This window comes from Pseudomonas sp. RAC1, assembly GCF_030658255.1.
Taxonomy (GTDB): Bacteria; Pseudomonadota; Gammaproteobacteria; order Pseudomonadales; family Pseudomonadaceae; genus Aquipseudomonas; species Aquipseudomonas boreofloridensis.
Window position 1 is genome coordinate 43,225 of sequence record NZ_JAUTXS020000011.1, and the last position, 20,119, is coordinate 63,343.

The 20,119-nt window shown below is 61.5% G+C and carries 20 protein-coding genes, 1 rRNA gene and 1 pseudogene; 11 read left to right on the forward strand and 11 right to left on the reverse strand.

Going from position 1 to position 20,119, the window contains the following annotated elements; translation table 11 throughout:
• Nucleotides 1–58 precede the first annotated feature (58 nt).
• Nucleotides 59–679 (reverse strand): TetR/AcrR family transcriptional regulator, encoded by a 621-nt coding sequence (locus Q7C30_RS02030; RefSeq protein ID WP_039576826.1) that lies wholly within the window; start codon nt 677–679, stop codon nt 59–61.
• A 135-nt stretch (nt 680–814) separates the two neighbouring features.
• On the opposite strand from Q7C30_RS02030, the gene Q7C30_RS02035 reads away from it, so the two are divergent.
• From Q7C30_RS02035 to Q7C30_RS02050, 4 genes are all read left to right on the forward strand, one after another.
• Nucleotides 815–2,863, forward strand: a complete 2,049-nt coding sequence (locus Q7C30_RS02035) for a TonB-dependent receptor (RefSeq protein WP_317870474.1) — start codon at nt 815–817, stop codon at nt 2,861–2,863.
• A 369-nt stretch (nt 2,864–3,232) separates the two neighbouring features.
• Nucleotides 3,233–3,376 carry a hypothetical protein gene (locus Q7C30_RS02040; protein ID WP_155290516.1) on the forward strand — a complete coding sequence of 48 codons (144 nt, stop codon included), beginning with the start codon at nt 3,233–3,235 and terminating at the stop codon, nt 3,374–3,376.
• A 48-nt stretch (nt 3,377–3,424) separates the two neighbouring features.
• Nucleotides 3,425–4,648 carry a YcaO-like family protein gene (locus Q7C30_RS02045; RefSeq protein ID WP_317870475.1) on the forward strand — a complete coding sequence of 408 codons (1,224 nt, stop codon included), beginning with the start codon at nt 3,425–3,427 and terminating at the stop codon, nt 4,646–4,648.
• A gap of 8 nt (nt 4,649–4,656) precedes the next feature.
• Complete coding sequence (locus tag Q7C30_RS02050) at nt 4,657–5,589, forward strand: class I SAM-dependent methyltransferase (protein WP_317870476.1); 933 nt, start codon at nt 4,657–4,659, stop codon at nt 5,587–5,589.
• A 6-nt stretch (nt 5,590–5,595) separates the two neighbouring features.
• Here Q7C30_RS02050 and Q7C30_RS02055 read toward each other — a convergent pair whose 3' ends face one another.
• Nucleotides 5,596–6,660, reverse strand: a complete 1,065-nt coding sequence (locus tag Q7C30_RS02055; RefSeq protein ID WP_295487793.1) for an AI-2E family transporter — start codon at nt 6,658–6,660, stop codon at nt 5,596–5,598.
• Between the two features lie 130 nt (nt 6,661–6,790).
• Here Q7C30_RS02055 and yegQ point away from each other — a divergent pair, with 130 nt between their 5' ends.
• The 4 genes from yegQ to Q7C30_RS02075 all read left to right on the forward strand — a co-directional run bounded on the left by yegQ (nt 6,791) and on the right by Q7C30_RS02075 (nt 10,171).
• Nucleotides 6,791–8,125: a tRNA 5-hydroxyuridine modification protein YegQ gene (gene yegQ / locus Q7C30_RS02060; protein WP_295487795.1), complete on the forward strand. Its 1,335-nt coding sequence runs from the start codon at nt 6,791–6,793 to the stop codon at nt 8,123–8,125.
• Nucleotides 8,126–8,233: 108 nt separating this feature from the next.
• Nucleotides 8,234–8,662, forward strand: a complete 429-nt coding sequence (locus Q7C30_RS02065) for a DUF411 domain-containing protein (protein WP_317870477.1) — start codon at nt 8,234–8,236, stop codon at nt 8,660–8,662.
• Entirely contained in the window at nt 8,662–9,099 is a 438-nt protein-coding gene (locus Q7C30_RS02070; protein WP_317870478.1) for a YqaA family protein, read from the forward strand. The genes Q7C30_RS02065 and Q7C30_RS02070 overlap by 1 nt, the downstream gene beginning before the upstream one ends.
• A gap of 76 nt (nt 9,100–9,175) precedes the next feature.
• Nucleotides 9,176–10,171, forward strand: a complete 996-nt coding sequence (locus Q7C30_RS02075) for an alpha/beta hydrolase (RefSeq protein WP_317870479.1) — start codon at nt 9,176–9,178, stop codon at nt 10,169–10,171.
• Between the two features lie 4 nt (nt 10,172–10,175).
• Here Q7C30_RS02075 and zapE read toward each other — a convergent pair whose 3' ends face one another.
• The 6 genes and pseudogenes from zapE to Q7C30_RS02105 form a co-directional block, all read right to left on the reverse strand.
• Nucleotides 10,176–11,276 carry a cell division protein ZapE gene (zapE, locus tag Q7C30_RS02080; RefSeq protein WP_317870480.1) on the reverse strand — a complete coding sequence of 367 codons (1,101 nt, stop codon included), beginning with the start codon at nt 11,274–11,276 and terminating at the stop codon, nt 10,176–10,178.
• A gap of 61 nt (nt 11,277–11,337) precedes the next feature.
• Nucleotides 11,338–12,486, reverse strand: a complete 1,149-nt coding sequence (locus Q7C30_RS02085) for a PQQ-dependent sugar dehydrogenase (RefSeq protein ID WP_317870481.1) — start codon at nt 12,484–12,486, stop codon at nt 11,338–11,340.
• A gap of 22 nt (nt 12,487–12,508) precedes the next feature.
• Nucleotides 12,509–12,829, reverse strand: a complete 321-nt coding sequence (locus tag Q7C30_RS02090; RefSeq protein ID WP_317870482.1) for a hypothetical protein — start codon at nt 12,827–12,829, stop codon at nt 12,509–12,511.
• Between the two features lie 161 nt (nt 12,830–12,990).
• Nucleotides 12,991–15,354 carry a TonB-dependent receptor gene (locus Q7C30_RS02095; RefSeq protein WP_317870489.1) on the reverse strand — a complete coding sequence of 788 codons (2,364 nt, stop codon included), beginning with the start codon at nt 15,352–15,354 and terminating at the stop codon, nt 12,991–12,993.
• Between the two features lie 183 nt (nt 15,355–15,537).
• Nucleotides 15,538–16,422 (reverse strand): FecR domain-containing protein, encoded by an 885-nt coding sequence (locus tag Q7C30_RS02100; protein ID WP_317870483.1) that lies wholly within the window; start codon nt 16,420–16,422, stop codon nt 15,538–15,540.
• A 4-nt stretch (nt 16,423–16,426) separates the two neighbouring features.
• Nucleotides 16,427–16,933, reverse strand: a pseudogene (locus Q7C30_RS02105) (sigma-70 family RNA polymerase sigma factor); the annotation flags it as partial.
• 160 nt (nt 16,934–17,093) lie between these two features.
• Between Q7C30_RS02105 and Q7C30_RS02110 the strand changes: the two are divergent.
• On the forward strand, nt 17,094–17,546 hold the full coding sequence (locus tag Q7C30_RS02110) for an LEA type 2 family protein (RefSeq protein WP_317870484.1): 453 nt from the start codon (nt 17,094–17,096) through the stop codon (nt 17,544–17,546).
• Between the two features lie 3 nt (nt 17,547–17,549).
• Here Q7C30_RS02110 and Q7C30_RS02115 read toward each other — a convergent pair whose 3' ends face one another.
• Nucleotides 17,550–17,813: a hypothetical protein gene (locus tag Q7C30_RS02115; RefSeq protein WP_039576789.1), complete on the reverse strand. Its 264-nt coding sequence runs from the start codon at nt 17,811–17,813 to the stop codon at nt 17,550–17,552.
• Between the two features lie 128 nt (nt 17,814–17,941).
• On the opposite strand from Q7C30_RS02115, the gene Q7C30_RS02120 reads away from it, so the two are divergent.
• On the forward strand, nt 17,942–18,262 hold the full coding sequence (locus Q7C30_RS02120) for a DUF883 family protein (protein WP_029613111.1): 321 nt from the start codon (nt 17,942–17,944) through the stop codon (nt 18,260–18,262).
• 22 nt (nt 18,263–18,284) lie between these two features.
• Here Q7C30_RS02120 and miaE read toward each other — a convergent pair whose 3' ends face one another.
• On the reverse strand, nt 18,285–18,902 hold the full coding sequence (miaE, locus tag Q7C30_RS02125) for a tRNA isopentenyl-2-thiomethyl-A-37 hydroxylase MiaE (RefSeq protein ID WP_029613110.1): 618 nt from the start codon (nt 18,900–18,902) through the stop codon (nt 18,285–18,287).
• Between the two features lie 152 nt (nt 18,903–19,054).
• On the opposite strand from miaE, the gene Q7C30_RS02130 reads away from it, so the two are divergent.
• Nucleotides 19,055–19,918, forward strand: coding sequence for a universal stress protein (locus Q7C30_RS02130; protein ID WP_317870487.1), 864 nt, complete (start codon nt 19,055–19,057; stop codon nt 19,916–19,918).
• Nucleotides 19,919–20,029: 111 nt separating this feature from the next.
• Here the strand turns inward: Q7C30_RS02130 and rrf are convergent.
• Nucleotides 20,030–20,119, reverse strand: a 5S ribosomal RNA gene (rrf, locus tag Q7C30_RS02135); the annotation flags it as partial.

Consider the following 20,119-nt stretch of genomic DNA (forward strand, 5'->3'; position numbering starts at 1 on the left):
CCGTCGAGTTACAGGGGCGGGCCGCCCAGTGCAGGTGCGACTTCAGTGACCTTCACCGCTAGGGCTCCAGGCCGATCCCCCGCAGAATCACGCCAGTCACCGTTTGCACGGACCGCTCGAAGGCCATATCCGAGAGCGGCTCGCCGTCGTTGAGCAACGCCACCTGATAGCCGAAGTCGGCGTAATGCTGAGTAGAGGCCCAGATCATGTAGAGCAACGCCGACGGCTCCACCGGCAGAATGAGCCCCTGCTCCACCCATCGGCGAATCTTGGCTTGCTTGAGCTGTGCCCACGGCACCAGCGACTCGCCCAGGCTGTCACCTAGCAGCGGCGCCCCATGCAGGATTTCTTCGGCCCAGACTTTCGAACCCAGCGGACGCGAACGCGAGTGGCCCATCTTGGCGCGGATGTAGCTGGTCAGCACAACGCGCGGGTCGTCGAAACGCTCGAAGCACAGCGCATCCTGCTTCCACACCTCCAGCAAGTCCTGCAGCACCGCGCGGTACAGCTCGTCCTTGGTATTGAAGTAGTAGTGTAGGTTCGAGCGCGGCAACTGGGCACGCTCGGCGATATCGGCCATGGACGTGACGCCGTAGCCTTGCTCGGCGAATACCTGCTCGGCGGCCTGGAGAATCTTCTCGATGTTGCGACGGCGGATCTCGATCTTGTGGTTGGCCATGGGGCGTCCGAAACGGCTTTAACCGGCCAAGGCTACCACGCAGGTTCATGTGGCGCGCCCTGCAGATCGCCGACTGTGCTTCGTCCTCCAGTTGCAGCGTCACAACCCCGCCTTCGTTCTGGAAACCCCTTGCCCATGCGTCAGACGCTTCCCCTTTCCCTGCTGGCCCTGTGGGTCAGCGCCACCGCCCAGGCCGCGGAGCCCATCGAGCTGGGCCAGGTGCTGATCCAGGACCAGGAGCACGCCGAGCTGCAGGATGCCGCCGCACGCCTGCACGAGATCCCCGGTGCCAGCAACCTGGTGGACATGGACAGGGTCGACCAGGGGCGCGTGGCCAGCAACCAGGATGTGCTGGCCTATCAACCGGGCGTGTTCGCCCAGTCGGCCGGCAACGATGGCATCAAACTGTCGATTCGCGGCTCCGGCATCAATCGCGCACCGGGCGCCCACGGCTCTGGGGTCTACACAATGTTCGACGGCTTGCCGCTCACAGGGCCAGGCGGTACGCCCTATGAGCTGTTCGAGCCGCTGTGGCTCAGCCGTGCCGAAGTCCTGCGCGGGGCCAACGGTTTCGATCGAGGCGCCCTGGCCTTGGGCGGAGCGATCGATTACGTCACCCACACCGGGCAGGATGCCGCGCCTCTGCAGGTCCGCTACGAGGTCGGCAGCCGGGGCTATCAGCGCCGGCACATCAGTTCCGGACAGGTGCTGGGCGATCTGGACTACTACGTAGCCCTGACCGACGCCGACTACGATGGCTATCAACGCCACAGCAGCGGCAGCGCCAAAGGCATCGCCGCCAATATCGGCTACCGCTTCAACCCGAACCTGCAGACCCGCTTCTACCTGCGCTACCGGGAGACCGAAAACCAGCTGGCCGGACGCCTGACCAAGGCGCAGATCAAGCACGACCCGCGCGCCGCCAACCCGGGCTATCTGGCACGCGACGACAGTCGACCTCAGCCGGGTAGCACCTGGGTCGGCAATAAAACCACCTTCTTCCTCGACGACGACTCACGCCTGGAAGCGGGGCTGGTCTACCACGACTATCCCATGGACCTGCGCGAAGGCCCGATGCGCCTGAAGGTGGCCTACACCGACGTCAGCGGTACGCTCAACTACATGCGCCGCGACACACTGTTCGGCCTCGACAGCAAAACCACCGTCGGCTGGCGCACCACCAAGCATCTGCCCAACAGCGGCGCGTCGCAGTTCGTGCGTAACGGCGATGTCTTCGGCCCACGCAGCCGCGATTTCAGCTACCAAGGCTCGGATACCGTCCTGCATGCAGGCAACGACCTGGAACTGCTGCCCGACCTGTGGCTGACCACCGGTCTGGTGATGATCTACACCCGCCGGGAGAGCGCGGTCAGCTACCCGGCCAATGGCGGCAAGGTCAGCCAACACGACTGGGACTACGCGCCACGCGTGGGCCTGCGCTACGACATCGATCCACAGACCCAGGTCTACGCCAACCTCAGCCGCTCGGTAGAGCCACCGCACCCCTGGTCGCTGATCTGGAGTTCGACGGTAGCGACTCAGCCAATCAAGCTGCAGAATCAGACCGCCACCACCCTCGAGCTCGGCGCGCGCGGCGATGCCGCGCTGGGGCACTGGGAGCTGGCCTGGTACTACTCGCAGGTCCGCCATGAACTGCTGGCGGTGGAAATCGTCCCAGGTCAGCCGTTCAAAGAGTTCAACGCCAGCGCCACAGTGCATCAGGGGATCGAGGCCGGGCTGGACAGCCTGCTTTGGCAGCGGCCCGGTGCCGGTAAGTTGTCGCTGCGTCAGGCCTACACCTTCAGCGATTTCCACTACCGCGACGACGACCGCTTCGGCGACAACCGCCTGCCCGGGATCCCCATGCACGTCTACCAGGCCGAACTGCGCTACGACTGGCCGAACGGCTTCAATGTCGGCGTCAATACGCAGATCGCCTCCAAAACACAGGTGGACTATGCCAACAGCTACCACGCCGATGCCTACGCGCTGCTCGGCGCGCGGCTGGGGTGGGACTCGCCCAAACGCGATTGGCAGACCTGGCTCGACCTGCGCAACCTCACCGGACAGCGCTACGCCGCCACCGTGACACCTGGCTTCGATGACCGCGGCAGCGACATGGCGCGCTCGACGCCAGGCGAGGGGCTGGCCGCTTACGTGGGTGTTTCTTACACCTTGAAATAAGAAGCGGACACTTGCCAACACTTCATGCAGCCGTTGATTGCTGGGAACAGGCCTCAAAGGCTGTATGAACAACGGCAAAGTTTCCAATTTCGACGGCTTATACGGAAGAGCCCTACGAACATCGAATGAAAGATCTTTCCGCTGATTATCCGTTAACGACCGGCACAGGCCCTTGAAACGGGCGATGTCTGCCCAACTAAACGCGTCCGCTTGAAAAACCGTCGTCAAGCGCTGCAATTGTGACCCCTGGTGTCATCACGCAGCCGCCCCGCCCGTTGCCGTCTATGAGCACAGCACATGACTGGGGAACACTGTGTCTGCGGGCCATCCGGCACCGCCAAAGACACTCACTGTTCTAGGAGTTTCATCATGGGATATCTCTTTCGTGGTCTGAGCAACAAGCTGAACGAGCAGGACGCCGAGCGCGTCGAGCAACCTGTCGAACAGGCCACAGAGCAGCGCGAAGCCCTGCAACTGGCCGAGCATGAGCAGGTTGAGCTCAAAGGCGAATAACCTTGCCTGCAAGGCGGCCCTCCAGCCGCCTTGCCCCCAGGAGTCGCCATGGATATCACACAAGTCGCTGAGCGGGAGTTGCCTCTCGCCTTGGCCAGCCAGCGCATAGACGAGCAACTGCGGCAGTTGTCGCTCAGCGTCAATGAGCAATGGAGCGGCACCAACGTGGGCTCGGCACGCGTCACCCTAAGTCGTCACTGCGGCGCCAGTAGCCAGGGTTGCGGCAAAGGTCTTGAGGCAGAGGCGCGGGTTGGCGCACGCTTCGAAGCGCTGGAACACTTCCTCGAGCAGCACCACGTACGCGCGACCCACCTCAGCGTGGCTGGCCGTTTGGCGCGCATGCCAGCACTGCAGCAGGACATACTCCAGCCCTGGCTGGCCGAGCAGCCGGATAAAACGCTAGCGTGCCAGGCCTACCATGATCTGGACGGGGAATGGCTGTTCGACTATCCGCTTGCCCTCAGCCTGCCTGATCATGCCGACCACCCTCTACCCGGCGAGACCTTCGACTACCGCGGCCTGCGGCGCTACAGCAGTAACGACGGTGCAGCCATCGGCGCGACCTACCTGGAGGCGGTGCTACACGCGCTGAACCAAAGCATCGAGCGCGACGCGCTGTCACTGTTTTTTCTACGTCACTATTTCTATCGGCAGCCCTCGCTGCTGCGCTGGGTCAGCAAACCAGACCCCAGCTGCGCCCTTGGCCACCTGTGGCGGCAAGCCGAGCAGTGCCTTGACGCGCAGATTCGAGTGCTGGACATCAGCAGCGAATTTGCCAGCCGCACCTACCTCGCACTTCGCATCACAACGGAGACGACGTTGCATGGCGCCTTGTTTGGTGCCGGTGCATCGCTCGACCCCTGGCATGCAGTGCGCCGAGCAGTCACAGAGCTGGTTCAGGTCCAGCTCAACAGCCAGGTTGCAGAGGCCCAAGCCGAGCTGACGCTGGCTGAGCAACAGCTACGCCCGTTCCCGCGCTTGCACGCGTGCCTGCAACTCGACCTCGGCACAGTGCATCAAGCAGCCGGCGAAGTCGTGCCGCTACCTCCAGCGCCCCCATTCACGACGGTCCGTGAGCAGGTAGCACAGCTGTGGGCGGACCTGCGAAGGCATGGCCAACACGCCGGGGTTTGCGAGGTCTTTCGAGGCCAGAACGGCATAAGCCTGGTCAACGTGGCCATTCCCGGCCTTGAGCGTTTTCACCTCGTGTGCAGCGGAAATGTGGTCTGTCCCGGCCCCAGAGGCCGTTCTCTACAAAACCGAACACGGTGAGTCCCGTCATGCAAAAGCACTACGCCGAACGCGAATGCTGGATAGCTCGTCACCTACCGGCCTTCACTCACGAGCCAGGCACCGTAGCATTCTTCGAAGAGCCTATGGGGCACGGCCTGAATAACCTGTTCGTGCTTCAGCTGAAGGGCGTCAACTACCTCGGTCGCAAGCTGTTGGACGAAACAGGCGCGCTGGGTAGCCTCCTCAGCCCAAGGATGCTGTTAGGCCCCTTACTCAAGGCCAGACACACCCACCATTGCCTACGCCTGCACTACACCGCCCTGAGTCTGGAAGAAAAGCTCCGTCTCTTCAGCGAGGCCTCATGCAGTCCCGACGCAACGGTCCACTTCCCCTTCCCTGTGCTCGACGAACACGGCAATGAGCAGGTGGCACCCTTGTCGTTCTGGGATGACACGCGACGGCTGGCTCGCCACCTGGATCCCCAGGAGACACATTTCCGGCAGCACTGCCTCGGGTTACTGTCGAAGCGCCTTGCACCGGGGGCAGTGGTCTACGATCCGGCGTGCTCGACCGGCACGTTCATCGCCAGTCTCGCGGCAGGCTTGCCGCACGTGCAGTGTCTGGGAAGCGATATCTCGGCTGCCATGATCGACCATGCACGCGTCCAGCACGTGCATCCTAATCTGCGCTTCGCACTGACCGATGCAATCACCCCGGCAATTGCACCCGGGCGATGCGATGTCCTGGTCCTGCGTTTTCTCAATGCCGAAGTCATGCGCCAGCATGAAGCTGTGCACTTGTTCGAACGCCTGATTCCACTGGTTCGGTACGGCGGGCTGGTGATTGTGTTCGGACATACGCCCGTGCTGATTCCCATGAAAGCCGAAGCCAGGCGCCTGGGTCTGAACATGACAGGCGCCCTCGCCCGATGCCCCCATACCCAGGCGCTGTTCCAGCTCTTTACGCTGGAACGGTCCTGATTCGGCTCACGACGGCAACTGTACCTGTGGCGTGGTCTCGGTGAAGATGGTCCAACTGGCGATGAACAGGGCAGCGATCAGTGGCCCGATCACGAAACCATTGAGCCCGAATACCGCCAGCCCACCGAGGGTCGATACCAGGATCAGGTAGTCAGGCATACGGGTGTCCTTGCCCACCAGGATCGGCCGCAGCACGTTGTCCACCAGCCCAATGACCAGCGTGCCGAATGCGGCCAGTACGACCCCTTGCCAGATGGCGCCCGTGAGCAGGAAGTACACCGCAACCGGCCCCCAGACAATGCCAGCCCCCACCGCAGGCAGCAGCGAAAGGAATGCCATCAACACCGCCCAGACCAGCGCACTGGGAATGTCCAGCGCCCAGAAGATGAAACCACCCAGGGCGCCCTGAGTGATCGCCACCAGCAGGTTGCCTTTGACGGTCGCACGCACTACACGGTTGAACTTCAGTTGCAGGCGGCGCTTCTGCTGCTCGGGCAGAGGTACAGCCTGACGCACCTTGCGCGCCAACTCCGGCCCCTCGCGCAGGAAGAAGAACAGCAGGTAGAGCATGATGCCGAAGCTGACCAGGAAATCGAAGGTGCCCTGACCAAAGCTGAAGGCCTGGCTGGCGAGGAACCGGCTGCCCTGGGTCGCCCATTGGGTGATCTTCTCGCGCAGACCGTCGAGGTTGCCGACACCCAGGCGATCCAGCCCATTCTGCGCGAAGTGCGGCAGCATGTCGCGACCGCGCTCGACGTAACCGGCGATGTCCAACTGGCCACTTTCGATGCGCTGGTACAGCGTCGCGCCCTCCTGCACCAACAAGGCGCTGATGACGATAACGGGCAGAACCGCGATCAGCAAACAGGTGGCAAGCGTCGCGCACGCGGCCAGATTACGCCGACGGTTGAAGCGAATAAGCAGATTGCGCTGCAGGGGCGCAAACAGAATGCCGAGGATCACGCCCCAGAAGATGGCGCCATAGTAAGGCAACAGAATCCACACGAAGGCGATGGTCACCAGCGCCAGCAAGACGGCCAGTGCCCGATTTTGTAGAGCGGTTTGATTCATGGGGATTCCTCGGTTGTCCTGGACCTTAGTGCGCAGCGCGCAGGCAAAAGTGCCATCAGGCGCTTGATTCAGATCAACACACCACGGGCGCCCTATCGCTAGCATTCGCGCCTTTTGCCCCGGTGCGTCCATGAACTCTCTTGCCAAGCCTGAATTGCTCGCCCCTGCCGGCTCGCTCAAGACGTTGCGCTATGCCTTCGCCTACGGTGCAGACGCGGTCTATGCCGGCCAGCCGCGCTACAGCCTGCGGGTGCGCAACAACGAATTCGATCATGCCAACCTGGCCGTGGGCATCCAGGAAGCGCATGCCCTGGGCAAGCGGTTCTACGTGGTGGTCAACATCGCGCCGCACAATGCCAAGCTCAAAACCTTCCTCAAGGATCTCGAGCCGGTGATCCAGATGGCACCCGACGCGCTGATCATGTCCGATCCCGGCCTGATCATGCTGGTGCGTGAACACTTCCCGCAGATGCCGGTGCACCTTTCGGTGCAAGCCAATACGGTGAACTGGGCCAGTGTCGTGTTCTGGCAGCAAATGGGGCTGAGTCGGGTGATTCTGTCGCGCGAGCTGTCGCTGGAGGAGATCGAGGAAATACGGCGGCAGGTGCCTGACATGGAGCTGGAAGTCTTCGTGCATGGTGCGCTGTGCATGGCTTACTCCGGTCGCTGCCTGTTGTCGGGCTACCTGAACAAGCGCGACGCCAACCAAGGCACGTGTACCAATGCGTGCCGCTGGAAGTACCAGGCCACCGAAGCCTGCGAAAACGTCACCGGCGAGATCGTGCGTACGGTCGAGCCTACGCTGGGCGTTGGCGCGCCCAGCGATCAAGTCTTCCTGCTCCAGGAACACAACCGGCCAGATGAGCAGATGCCGGCATTCGAGGACGAGCACGGTACCTACATCATGAACGCCAAGGACCTGCGCGCCGTTCAGCACGTCGAACGCCTGACGCAGATGGGCGTGCACTCGCTGAAGATCGAGGGCCGCACCAAATCGCATTTCTACTGCGCGCGTGCCGTTCAGGCTTACCGAAAGGCCATCGACGATGCGGCGGACGGACGGCCATTCGACCGCGGTTTGATGGACGATCTCGAATCGCTCGCCCAGCGCGGCTACACCGAAGGGTTCTTGCGCCGACACGTGCACGATGAATATCAGAACTATCAACGCGGCCATTCGGTTTCAGAACGCCAGCAGTTTGTCGGTGAGTTGACTGGACAGCGCGTCGACGGACTGGCTGAGGTCAAGGTCAAGAACCGTTTCACAGTGGGCGACACGCTCGAGCTCATGACCCCTCGCGGCAACTATCATTTCGACCTCGATCGTCTGAGCGATCGCCAGGGCAATGCCATCGATGTCGCCCCAGGGGACGGGCATGTGGTGTACCTGCCGGTGCCCGAGCAGGTGCCGCTGGAATTCGGACTGCTGATGCGCGACTTGGGCGAAGCACAAGAACACGCCTGACAAAACTGTCATCTGCGCTTCAGGCTAAGGTCAGACAAGGCGCTGCATGCTCGACCGTTACGTGACGCTGGCGCGCGCAATGCAGGCGCATTGATCGAGGAGTGTTTCATGCTGAACAAGCACCTATTGGCGTTCGTACTGCTGGCCTGCGGCGGCCTGGCCCAGGCCTCCGAGGTCGTCGATGTCTACCGCGACCCGAACTGCGGTTGCTGCAAGCAGTGGATCGTCCACCTGCGCGACAACGGTTTCACGGTCAATGACCATGTCGAGCCGAACATGAGCGCGGTGAAACAGCGCCTGGGCGTCGCACCCAGACTCGCCTCGTGCCATACCGCAGTGATCGACGGCAAATTCGTCGAGGGCCATGTGCCCGCCGAGCAGGTCCGCCTGCTGGCTCAGCGAGACGATCTGGTGGGTGTGGCAGTGCCGGGAATGCCGATCGGCTCCCCGGGGATGGAGACGGGGGCGCGTAAAGACGCTTACCAGGTGATCGGCCTCACGCGCGAGGGTCGGGACACCGTGGTCGCCGAGTACTGATGATCGGTTTAGGGGCCCTGTTTCTCAGCGCCTTCGGTGCTGCCACGCTGCTGCCGCTGCAGTCCGAGGCCGTACTGGTCGGCTTGCTGCTGCGCGATCCTGACGCCTGGCTGCTCCTGCTGCTGGTGGCCACCTTCGGCAATGTGCTCGGCTCGGTGGTCAATTGGCTGCTGGGCCGGGCAATCGAACGCCTGCGTGATCGACGCTGGTTCCCGTTCAGCGCCACTCAGTTGCAACGCGCACAATGCCACTACCAGCGCTGGGGACAGTGGTCGCTTTTACTGAGCTGGGTGCCGGTGATCGGCGATCCACTGACGCTGGTCGCGGGAATCCTTCGCGAGCCGCTCTGGCGCTTTGTGTTATTGGTGACCCTGGCCAAGGCTGGTCGCTACTGGGTTCTGATACTGATTACCCTGGGCTGGTTTCACACCGGGTGACACCTTTGTCCGCTGCGCAGGTCAACCGACTGCTACAGTCGCCGCTTCCTACATGACCGAACTCGGAGTCTTCGCCATGCTGCGCATAACCGCATTGACCTTGGCATGCCTGGCCGGCGCTCCGGCCCTCGCCGCTGAATCCGTCACCTACGGCAAGCAGCTCGAAGGCTTCGCCTACCCTCATCCATTGCAACATTTCAACTTCAGCTCACAAGGCCAGACCGTGCAGATGGGCTACATGGATGTACCCGCCCGAGGTCGTGCCAATGGTCGCAGCGTGGTACTGATGCATGGCAAGAATTTCTGCGCCGCCACCTGGGAGTCCTCGATCGACGCTTTGAGCAAGGCGGGCTATCGGGTCATCGTTCCCGACCAAATCGGTTTCTGCACCTCCAGCAAGCCGGCGTACTACCAGTACAGCTTCCAACAACTGGCGGATAACACCCATGCGCTGCTCGAACGCTTGGGGATCGACAAGATCAGCCTGGTGGGCCACTCGACGGGGGGGATGCTAGCCACCCGCTATGCCCTGATGTACCCACAGCAGGTCGAGCGCCTGGCCATGGTCAACCCCATCGGCCTGGAAGACTGGAAAGCCCTGGGTGCGCCTTACCGCACGGTGGATCAATGGTACGAACGCGAGCTCAAGCTCAATGCCGAGGGCGTGCGCAATTATGAACGCACCACCTACTACGCCGGGCGCTGGAAGCCCGAATACGAGCGCTGGGTAGATATGTTGGTGGGCCTGAACCAAGGACCAGGACATGAAGCGGTGGCGTGGAACTCTGCGCTGATCTACGACATGATTTTCACGCAGCCGGTGGTCTACGAGTTCAAGAACCTGCAGATGCCGACGCTGCTGATGATCGGCGACCAGGACACCACTGCCATCGGCAGCGACATCGCACCGCCCGAGATCAAAGCCAAATTGGGCCACTATGCGGTACTGGGCCCTCAGGTGGAAAAACTGATACCCCAAGGCAAACTGGTGACCTTCAAAGGCTTGGGTCACGCGCCGCAAATCGAGGCGCCCGGGCGCTTTCACGACGCGCTGATCGACTGGCTGCGATAGGTCCTCAGGCGAAGCGCTGCAACTGCATTTCCTGCAAGCGACTCAATGTTCGGCGGAAGGCGAATGACAGGTAACCTTCGGTATACAGCGCCTCGAGCGGCACGGCAGCCTCCAGGTACAAGGCGATTCGCCGGTCGTAACATTCGTCGACCAGTGCGATGAAGCGCCGCACACTGTCATCACGCGGTGACAGCGCCGGCAGCTCGCGGTCGCCAGCGATCACGCGCTGCGCGGCATCTTCCGTCCCACGGGCAATACGCCCGGCGCGCTGTTGGCCACCCAGTGCGGGCACGGCGCTGACCAGAATCGCGCTATAGCGATCGCACAAGGCCATGAAGTCCGTCGCCGCTAACGCTTGGTCGCACAAGTGCGTGAAGTCGCACCAGATCACCCGCTCACTGCGACGAATGACCGTGACGTGCCGTGTGCCGATCTGCAGCGCTAGCTCAGTAGCCGTTTCGCCAGCGCTCAGTTGACAGAACACGGCCGCCAACGCAGAGGCGGTGCCTGCCTCGCTCACCCAGTAACGCTGCAACTGCGCGCCGGGATGCAGCCGATGGTCCTGATCGCCAGCTACCGCCACCCGCTGCATATGCTGCTCGATCGCCGCAATCGCCGGCAGGAAGCGTTCGCGGTTGAAGCCATCGGCATAGAGCTGGTCAGGCGGTTGATTAGAGGTCGCGACCAACACGACACCTTGTTCAAATAGCGCCTGGAACAGGCGTCCGAGGATGATCGCATCACCGATATCGGTGACGAACAGCTCGTCGAAGCACAACACACGGATGTCCTGCGCCAACGCCTGAGCCAGGGCCTGTAGAGGATCGGCGGTGCCCACGAGCTGGAACAGGCGCTGGTGCACCCAGGCCATGAAGTGATGGAAATGCTGACGCCGCGACGGCACTTCAAGGCAGCGATGGAACAGGTCCATGAGCCAGGTCTTGCCACGCCCCACCGGCCCCCATAGATAGACGCCTTTGACGGCACGTCCTTGCTGGACGGCCTCGAAACAGCGCTCAAGGGCGCTGACCGCCGAGGCCTGCGCGGCATCGGCGACGAAACCCTCGCGTTGCAGAGCTTGGAGGTAGAGAGCAGCGGGCGTCATGGCGGCATGCCTGGGCAAAGCCGCCATGATAGTGCAAGCAGCGTTGGCGTGGGGCCGCCGATCAATCCTTGCTCAAGCCCACCTTGAGTAGCGCGCCATCCTGCGCATCGGTCAGCACATAGAGATAGCCATCAGGGCCAACCCGCACGTCACGAATTCGCGCCTTGAGCTCGCCAAGCAAACGCTCTTCGTGGACCACGTTGTCGCCGTCGAGCTGGAGACGGATCAACTCCTCAGTGGCCAAGGCCCCTATGAACAGATTGTGATCCCAGGCCTTGAAAGTGGGGCTGTCGTAGAAGGCCATACCACTGATGCCGGGTGACTTCTCCCAGACGTGGTGTGGGTCTTCCATGCCATCGACATGCTTGCCCTTGGCCTCGGGAATCGGCAACAGGGAATAATCGATGCCGTGGGTGGCAATCGGCCAGCCATAGTTCTTGCCCGGCTGAGGAATATTGATTTCGTCGCCACCGCGCGGCCCATGCTCATGTGTCCAGAGCTGGCCCGTCCAAGGATTGAGCGCCGCGCCCTGCTGGTTGCGGTGGCCGAACGACCAGATTTCCGGCCGCACATTTTTCTGACCAACGAAGGGGTTGTCCTTGGGTACTTCGCCATTGGGCAGGATTCGCACCAATTTGCCTTGCAGCTTGTCCAGGTCCTGGGCAGTGGAACGCTGATTGTTCTCGCCCAGGGCGATGAACAAGTAGCCGTCACGGTCGAACACCAACCGGGAACCGAAGTGATTACCCACCGAGAGCTTCGGTTGCTGGCGGAAAATCACGTTGAAGTTCTCCAGACGCGATCGATCCTGGGACAACTGCCCCCGACCAACTGCCGTACCGGCCTTGCCGTCCGCGCCCTCCTCGGCATAGGACAGGTACACCGTCCGGTCTTTGGCGAACTCAGGTGAGAGGGCCACATCCAACAAGCCGCCCTGCCCTTGCGCCCAGACCTTCGGCACGCCCGACAACGGTGGGCCGACCTTGCCTTCGGCATTGACGATGCGCAGATTGCCTGGCTGCTCGGTGATCAGCATGTCCTTGCCACCAGGCAGGAAGGCCAGCGCCCAAGGGTGGTTGAGGCCGTCGGCGACAGTGCTGACCGTCAACTCGCCTTCTTCACTGGGCAAGCGCTGTTCGGCAGCGGCCTGCGCCAGCAATGGAAACAGTACAGCAGCCGCCAGTGTGGTCATCCAGGTACGTGGGGTCATAGGGGATTCCTTCCAGGGGGATTCAAGGCGTGCGTTGCGAGTCGCGTGGAGGCCGACGGGGCTCCAGGTTCGGTGTCTGCTGCTGACGACGCAGGTTGTCGCCATTGCCGATGCCGCGGTTTTCCAGCGTCGGGGGACGTTCAACAGGTGCCGTCGAGGGCCCCCGTACCGGGGGCGTATCCGGCACGCTGCCCTGGCGACTGTTGGGGTTGGCGCGCTGGATCGGACTGTTGTAAGGGTTGTTCGAGTCACTGGCGGCCAGCAGGGGGAGCTGCACTGGGGCAGCCTGTACCGGCAGGCACAGGAGCAGGCTGATAGCCAAGAGCGGCAGTGTGGTATTCATGCTTCACCTCCGGTACGAAAATTCGTGACCAAGCGTTGGATAGCCTAAGTCTCGACAGGTTCGCCAAAAAAGCATGAAGCCGTATTGAGTTGATTCGCGATGTTTCAGCTAGGCAGGTGGGCACTGCGAGCCCCCTGCCTTGACCAGACGCGTGCAGCCGGTCAGTACGCCAGACTCCAGGTCAGGCTGTAAGTACGACCCCTGCCTTGGTAATCGTACAAGTAGGCAGGGCCGTAGGTCGGCGAATAGAACAGCGTCGCCCGTTGGCCCCATACCGTGCTGTATTGCTTGTCGAACAGGTTCTGGATACCCGCACTGAAGGTCCCGAAGCCGGTTTCCTGGCTACCCAGCAAATCGAAGGTGGTGTAGCCGTTGATCTGATGGTCGGCATCGTCCTTGAGCGTGAAGGCCCTGTTGGCCTGCAGACGCGCGCTGCGCCCATCGCCCTTCCAGCCGACGAACGCCGTAGACTTGGAGAGCGAGGCGTAACGCGCATCACGCTTGTTCCAGCCGCCGTTGGCCGCCTCCTCCTCCGAACGTACCAGGTGCAAGGTGCCGCCAACCTCCCAGCCGCTGTCGAAGTGCCGGGTCAAGGCACCTTCGAAGCCGAAGTCGCGACTTTTCTGCTCATCGACATTGATGGTCAAGGTCTGCTGGTCGACGTTGATGATCTTGTCCGACCAGATGTAATACAGCGCCGCCTGGGCATCCCATTGCAGATCGCTGTAGCGCCAGCCCATCTCGACCTGGCGACTCTTGATGCCAGCCAGAGGGTTGTCGGCCACGGACAGCCCTGGCTTGCCGTAGTACTTGGCCGGGTCTGGCAGATCGAACCCTTCGCCGTAATTGGTCCAGATCTGGTGACCGTTCTTGAAATCGTAGATCGCGCCCAGGTTGTACAGATTGACCTGATAGTCGTTGCTACCGCCCGGCACTCGTTTGAAGTCCCCCACGTCCACGTCCATATGCTGACGCCGAGCGCCGCCGGATAGCGTGAGGTTATCGGTGAGGCGCCAATCGGCCTGGGCATAGAGCGAGACACCGTCGACCCGATAACTGGGATAGCGCGCCGCCTTGCTGGCCTTGTCCAGGTCGAGACCGCCGCTGTTCGATGAAGTTAGCGCATCGAAGGTGGTCTGCTCGGCGCTGAAGCGCTCGCGATCGATATCGACGCCGTAGGTCAGCTTCAAGCGATCCCATTGCTTGGAGAACAGCGCCTTGAGGCTGCTGACCTCGAAATTCTGCTGCGAGGCTGCGAAGTACACGCCGCGCGATCCACGCGGCGAGCCGGCGTTGTAATACGGGAACGGGTAGAAGTTGTCGTTTTCCTTGCGATACGAGGCCTGCAGGTAGAAGTCCTGGCCAAGCACGTCGCTATGGTGATAGTTGGCGTTGAGCAGCAGGCGCTGGGTACGCGGTTGCAAGTCGGAGGAATAGCCACCGCGCAATTGCGCGTCTTCCAGATCCGACGGCGCGTTGTGCTTGAGGTTGGGGAAGAAAATGCCCGTGCTGCCCGTGTTACCGGAGTCGTAGTACTGGGCAAGAAACTCCAGGCTCTGTTCGTCGTTCAGTTGCAGGCCGAGTGTGCCCAGTAGGTCGAGGGTGCGGTTGTACTGCAGATCGGTCTGCGTGTTGTCGATGAAGATCTGCTTGCCCGCGCCGTCATAGAAGGCCTGGTTCTGCTCATCGGAGATACCCAGACGGGCGCTGATCCACTCGTTACCGCCACTGATCGACTGAGCGATGCGGGTCGCCAGGTCGTCGCTGTTGTTGAAACCGCTGCTGGCACCGATTTGCGTCTCGAAACGCGTCGGCCCCGGCTCCCCCTTCTTGGTCACGATATTGATGATTCCACCGGTGGCACCGCCGCCATAGAGGGCGCTGGCGCCGGAAAGCACCTCGACGCGCTCGACGTTGAATGGCGAAATGCTGTCGAACTGACGCGAAAGACCACGCGAGCTGTTCTGACTGACACCGTCGATCATCACCAGCACATTGCGCCCACGCATGTTCTGGCCGTAATTGGTGCGGCCTTCCGGCGCCAAGTCCAGGCCAGGGACGAGCTTGCCAATCGCCTCCTTGAGGCTCACGCCGCTGTCGATCTGCTCGCGCAGTTGCTGTTGATCCACCACCCAGACAGTACCGGGGATTTCACTGATCGCAGTGCTGGTGCGCGAGGCGACACTCACCTCGATGGGCTTGAGGTTGATGCTCTGCGGCGCTACGTCGGCCCTGCGCAGTGTTACGGTGCGGGCATCGTTGAACTGCCAGTCGATACCCGTACTGGCCAGCAGCACCTGGAAAGCTTGGTTGATGGTGTAGCTACCCTGCAGAGGTGGTCCGTCCAAACCAGCGACATCGGCCGTGGTGTAGAGCACATGCAGACCCGCCTGGTCGGCAAAGGCGGTCAGTGAGCGATCCAGCGGTTGCGCGGGCAGATCGAGCCGAACTTGGCGTGACTGCACCTGGGCACTGTCGAGGGACTCGGCCGCCAGCAGCGGCAGCGGGCCTGCCAGCGACAGCACGGCGCTGCAGGATGCCAGGACATATTTGAAACCACCGCCGCAGCGGTTCAGGGAATTGAGCGTGGCCTTCACAAGTGAGCTTCCAGGCGAGTCGAGGGGAGTGTACGGATCAGTCCCCCTACGACGATCTGGCCAGCGGAAACTTGCAGCAGGAAATGAAAAATATTTCGATTATCTTCTCGATCAACGCACCACTGCCAGAAGCGGCAGGTAGGTCACTGTCAAACCGTAGCGCTGCTCCAGGGTACGAAGCAAGGCGTCCGGCTGGTCAAGATCGAACACCCCGCTCACTTCGAGGTCTGCCAGGCGGGCATCGGAAATGATGATACGCCCATGACGGTATCGCTCCAGTTCGGCGAGTACCTGGCCAAGCGGCTTGCCATTGAAGATCAGCTTGCCGCGCCGCCAGGCGGTCCGGGCCTCGGCATCAGGGGTGAGTGAAAGCTGTCGCCCACCGAGTTGCGCTTCGCCCCGGGTCAACACCACTTCAGCGCCGGACGCCTGGCGTCTCACGCTGAACAAGGCATGGCGGCCCTCGACCGGTTCGCCTCCGGCATCGACCACGAACGGACGCGGATCGCTGGCGGTATCGAACAATGCTTCACCTGCCTGCAGCACGACCTCACGCCGTGTATCGCTGAATGACACCGACAATGCGCTATTGCCGTTCAGAGTGACACGTGTGCCGTCGGCCAGAGTGAAAGTCTGACGCTGGTTCATTGCGGTGTGATAGTCAGAAAACCACATCGGCGCTTGCTGCCATCCGGTGCAAGCGATGGCGACCATCACTATCGATGCGGCCAGTGCGCGTGGCCAGCGCCGCCGAGAACGCGATAGCGGCTTGGCGTGCAACGTCCGTGCAGCCTGGGTCTGCCCGAGATCGCCCCACAGCGCCTCGGCCTCACGAGCGGCACGCGCATGGGCCGGACTGGACGCACACCAGCGCTGGTAACGCTCATGGTCATCGGCACCGGCATTACCGGAGTGGAGCACGACCTGCCAGTCGAGGGCATCGTCGCAGAGGTCGTTGTGGGGAGGTCGCGGGGTCATCGCAGGCCGCTCAGTCATGGTTTTGCTCGAGCCAGTCACGACAGTGGCGCAGGGCCTGGCCGATGTATTTTGCCACCATGCTCGGGGAAACGCCCAACCGCTGAGCGATCTGCGCCTGAGTCAGGCCCTCGACCCGGTTCAGCAGCAGGGCCTGACGGGCGTTGCTCGGTAACTGCAGCAAGGCGTCATCCAAGATTTGCAGGCGCTCGCGAGCTAACAGCGTAGCTTCCGGGGCGGGCGAGGGACACGGGATTTCGCCCCTACCCTCCTCCGGTTCATGATTCGACGCTCGGCGTCGCTCGTGCCGCAGCGCGTCGATGGCCAGGTTGCCGGCGACCCGGAAGATGAAACTGCGTGGGTGCGCGACCGCGATGGCCTGTGCCTCGATACGCACCAAGCGCAGGTATGTTTCCTGCGCAACGTCGGCGGCGCGCTGTCGGTCTTGCATACGACGCGTGAGGAACGACAACAAGTCGTCGTAGTGCTCCTGGAAGCTTGCCAGCAGGCTGGACACGGGAGACGTCAGCATGGAGAGATGATGCCAGTAGGATTGGTGTTAATGCGAAAGAGTATCTTTCATATCCACTGTCACTTTCAACGACACGCCGCATTTGCCACACTGCGCGCTCATCCACACGCCAAGGCGCCTGCTCATGACTGTCCGCTTTCGCTCAAGACCAGGCCTGTGCATGGTGCTGATGCTGGCCCTGCTGCTCAACGCCTGCGCGCTGTTGCAACCACGAGATCCTCTGAACATCAGCGTCATCGGTATCGAACCTCTTGCGGGGCAAGATCTAGAGTTACGCATGGCAGTCAAGATCCGCATTCAGAACCCCAACGAAACGCCTGTGGATTTCAACGGCGTTGCCTTGAATCTGGAGGTGAACGATCAACCCTTGGCGGCTGGTGTCAGCGATCAACGCGGCCACATCGGGCGTTATGAGGAGACGGTCATCGTAGTACCGGTGAGCATTACCGCGTTTTCCTTTCTACGCCAAGCCTACGGCCTGAGCCGTGCACAGTCGCTACAGGGCCTGCCCTACGTTCTGCGTGGCAAGTTGGCCGGGGGTCCGTTGGGAACGATCCGTTTCACCGACAAGGGCAAACTCGATCTGCCCCAGCCAGGTACTCTCGGCTGGTAGCCATCAACGATTGGCGCTGGCGGCGGCCATCATCTTGTTGATTTCGCTGCGAATCATGTTAGCGAATTCAGGGGGCGATATGCCGTCCAGCTCCGCACGCACCCACTCCGCCCACTTGCCCTTGCGCCGCGACTTTTCGGCAATCATCCTGGCCGCCTCGGCTTTGGCCTTGCCCAGGTTGTTCTGCCACAGCTCGAACAAGCGCGCCTTTTCCGACTCGATCTGCGCACGCTCGGCGAAGTCTCTATTGGCCAGATTGAAACTCATGGTCTTTCCTGCCGCTTGAAAATGAGCGATATCTTACACGCTTGCGATGCACCATCGCCAAGCCAGTGCAACTTTCGCCGACCACGGCTTTCCACTGTTTACACCAACACACCTACAAGGAGGCATCCATGGCCAGGAAATCCAACGCGACCAGCGAAACCGAGCAGATCAAGGATCAGGTCTTCAGCGAGTTGCAAGCGCTTATCGAGGAGTCGGAAAAGCTTTTGGACAGCAGCGCGTCTTTGGTAGGCGAGGAAGCCGATACACTGCGCGCCCAGCTCGGTCTGAAGCTGCGTCAGGCGCGTCAGGCCACCAGCCGTCTGGGGCAAAAAGCGCAGCCGGTGGTCGAGGCGACCGAAGAGCTGATCGGCATTCATCCTTGGCAGACTGTGGCGATTTCCGCTGGCATCGGTCTGGTGGTAGGCCTGCTACTCGGCCGTAGACAGTAAGTTAAGCAACCTTCTGGCCCACTCAGGCTGGCTGGGCCATTGGGATGCCGCTGTGAAAGCGCATTTCCCCATCGGCGGAACTTATAAGTTCCGCCTCTATCTCCCGAACCTTCTGCACCACCTGCGCGATATCTGACGCCTCTCCATACTCATACGCCAGTTTCAAATAGCCTTGATAGTGGCGCGCCTCGCTTTTGAGCAAGCCGTGGTAGAACGTACCCAGTTCTTCGTCCAGGTGTGGGACCAAGGCCGCGAAGCGCTCGCAACTGCGGGCCTCGATGAAAGCGCCGACCACCAGGGTATCGACCAGCTTCACCGGCTCATGGGCACGCACCACTCGCCGCAGTCCAGAGGCATAACGCCCGGCTGAAACGGGGCGCAACGGTACACCCCGACGCTTCATCAAGCGCAACACTTGTTCGTGGTGCACCAGTTCCTCACGCGCCAGGCGCGACATCATATTGATCAGTTCCAAATGCGTGTTGTACTTGGCGATCAAACTGAGTGCGGTACTGGCGGCCTTGAACTCGCAGTTCTTGTGGTCGATCAGCAAGGTGTGCTCATCGGCCAACGCAGCCTCGATCCAGGCGTCGGGTGTGGGGCAGCCAAGGAAGGCATCGATTTCAGGAGTCAGGGACATAAATTCACGGAGGTTGGCAACGCAGGAGCGCGGGATTATACCGACGGTGACAGCTATCGCCAGCGCTTGCGCTTGATACAGGTCAAACGGCATCGCCGCATTGGCCAACTATAGTCAGGTGTGAGCCCTCGCGATCCAAGGAGTTTCATGCCATGCAAGCCGTTCGCAGCATCCTCGTCGTGCTCGACCCTGAACACGCCCACAGTCGCGCGCTGACTCGCGCCAAGCTGATTGCCGGGGTTACCGGTGCACGCCTGCATCTGCTGATGTGTGACAAGAAGCGCGACCATCACGCACTGCTGAGCTTGCTCGCCAGTCAGTTGCATGACGATGGCTACGATAGTGTCAGCCACGAACAGGCCTGGCAGGACAGCCTGCATGAGTCAATCATCGCTGTGCAGCAGGCCGAAGGCTGCGAATTGGTCATCAAAGAGCATCACCCGGATAACCCCCTGCGCAAAGCCCTGCTGACGCCTAGCGACTGGAAACTGTTGCGCAACTGTCCGTGTGCCGTACTGATGGTCAAGAGCGAGCGGCCTTGGACCGGCGGCGCCATCCTGGCGGCAGTGGATGTGGGCAATCAGGATGAAGATCACCGCCGCCTGCATGCCAGTATCATTGACCATGGCTACGCTATCGCCACCTTGGCCAAAGGTGAACTGCACGTGATCAGCGCTCACCCTTCGCCCATGTTGGCTGCCTCCGATCCGGTGTATCGGCTCAGCGAGACTATCGAAAAGCGCTACCGCGAGGCGTGTTCAGCTTTCCAGGCGGAGTTCGACATCAGCGATCAGCGGCTGCATGTCGCCGAAGGACCAGCGGATGTGCTGATTCCTTACACCGAAAAGAAAATCGATGCGGTGGTGACCATTATCGGAACAGTTGCGCGCACGGGTATCTCCGGGGCCCTGATTGGCAATACTGCTGAGGTGGTGCTCGACACACTTGAAGGCGATGTGCTTGTACTCAAGAGTGATCAGGCTGTAAGCGCCCTCACACGACCGGTCATGGTGTGAGAGTTCTGTTGGGGTTGCAAGCTGCCTCCCAAGAGGGCAGCGCTGATTTTGAAAACACCAAAAAGACAAAACCCCTACCTGCTCGCGCAGATAGGGGTTTTGCGAAATGAATCTTGACGATGACCTACTCTCACATGGGGAAACCCCACACTACCATCGGCGATGCATCGTTTCACTGCTGAGTTCGGGATGGGATCAGGT

Coding starts and splice junctions, on each gene's coding strand:
- Q7C30_RS02045 (WP_317870475.1), top strand. CDS start 3,425: ATGGATATCACACAAGTCGCTGAGCGGGAGTTGCCTCTCGCCTTGGCC.
- Q7C30_RS02050 (WP_317870476.1), top strand. CDS start 4,657: ATGCAAAAGCACTACGCCGAACGCGAATGCTGGATAGCTCGTCACCTA.
- Q7C30_RS02055 (WP_295487793.1), bottom strand. CDS start 6,660: ATGAATCAAACCGCTCTACAAAATCGGGCACTGGCCGTCTTGCTGGCG.
- Q7C30_RS02115 (WP_039576789.1), bottom strand. CDS start 17,813: ATGAGTTTCAATCTGGCCAATAGAGACTTCGCCGAGCGTGCGCAGATC.
- Q7C30_RS02120 (WP_029613111.1), top strand. CDS start 17,942: ATGGCCAGGAAATCCAACGCGACCAGCGAAACCGAGCAGATCAAGGAT.
- Q7C30_RS02110 (WP_317870484.1), top strand. CDS start 17,094: ATGGTGCTGATGCTGGCCCTGCTGCTCAACGCCTGCGCGCTGTTGCAA.
- Q7C30_RS02130 (WP_317870487.1), top strand. CDS start 19,055: ATGCAAGCCGTTCGCAGCATCCTCGTCGTGCTCGACCCTGAACACGCC.
- Q7C30_RS02070 (WP_317870478.1), top strand. CDS start 8,662: ATGATCGGTTTAGGGGCCCTGTTTCTCAGCGCCTTCGGTGCTGCCACG.
- miaE (WP_029613110.1), bottom strand. CDS start 18,902: ATGTCCCTGACTCCTGAAATCGATGCCTTCCTTGGCTGCCCCACACCC.
- Q7C30_RS02040 (WP_155290516.1), top strand. CDS start 3,233: ATGGGATATCTCTTTCGTGGTCTGAGCAACAAGCTGAACGAGCAGGAC.
- zapE (WP_317870480.1), bottom strand. CDS start 11,276: ATGACGCCCGCTGCTCTCTACCTCCAAGCTCTGCAACGCGAGGGTTTC.
- Q7C30_RS02030 (WP_039576826.1), bottom strand. CDS start 679: ATGGCCAACCACAAGATCGAGATCCGCCGTCGCAACATCGAGAAGATT.
- Q7C30_RS02085 (WP_317870481.1), bottom strand. CDS start 12,486: ATGACCCCACGTACCTGGATGACCACACTGGCGGCTGCTGTACTGTTT.
- yegQ (WP_295487795.1), top strand. CDS start 6,791: ATGAACTCTCTTGCCAAGCCTGAATTGCTCGCCCCTGCCGGCTCGCTC.
- Q7C30_RS02090 (WP_317870482.1), bottom strand. CDS start 12,829: ATGAATACCACACTGCCGCTCTTGGCTATCAGCCTGCTCCTGTGCCTG.
- Q7C30_RS02075 (WP_317870479.1), top strand. CDS start 9,176: ATGCTGCGCATAACCGCATTGACCTTGGCATGCCTGGCCGGCGCTCCG.
- Q7C30_RS02035 (WP_317870474.1), top strand. CDS start 815: ATGCGTCAGACGCTTCCCCTTTCCCTGCTGGCCCTGTGGGTCAGCGCC.
- Q7C30_RS02100 (WP_317870483.1), bottom strand. CDS start 16,422: ATGACTGAGCGGCCTGCGATGACCCCGCGACCTCCCCACAACGACCTC.
- Q7C30_RS02065 (WP_317870477.1), top strand. CDS start 8,234: ATGCTGAACAAGCACCTATTGGCGTTCGTACTGCTGGCCTGCGGCGGC.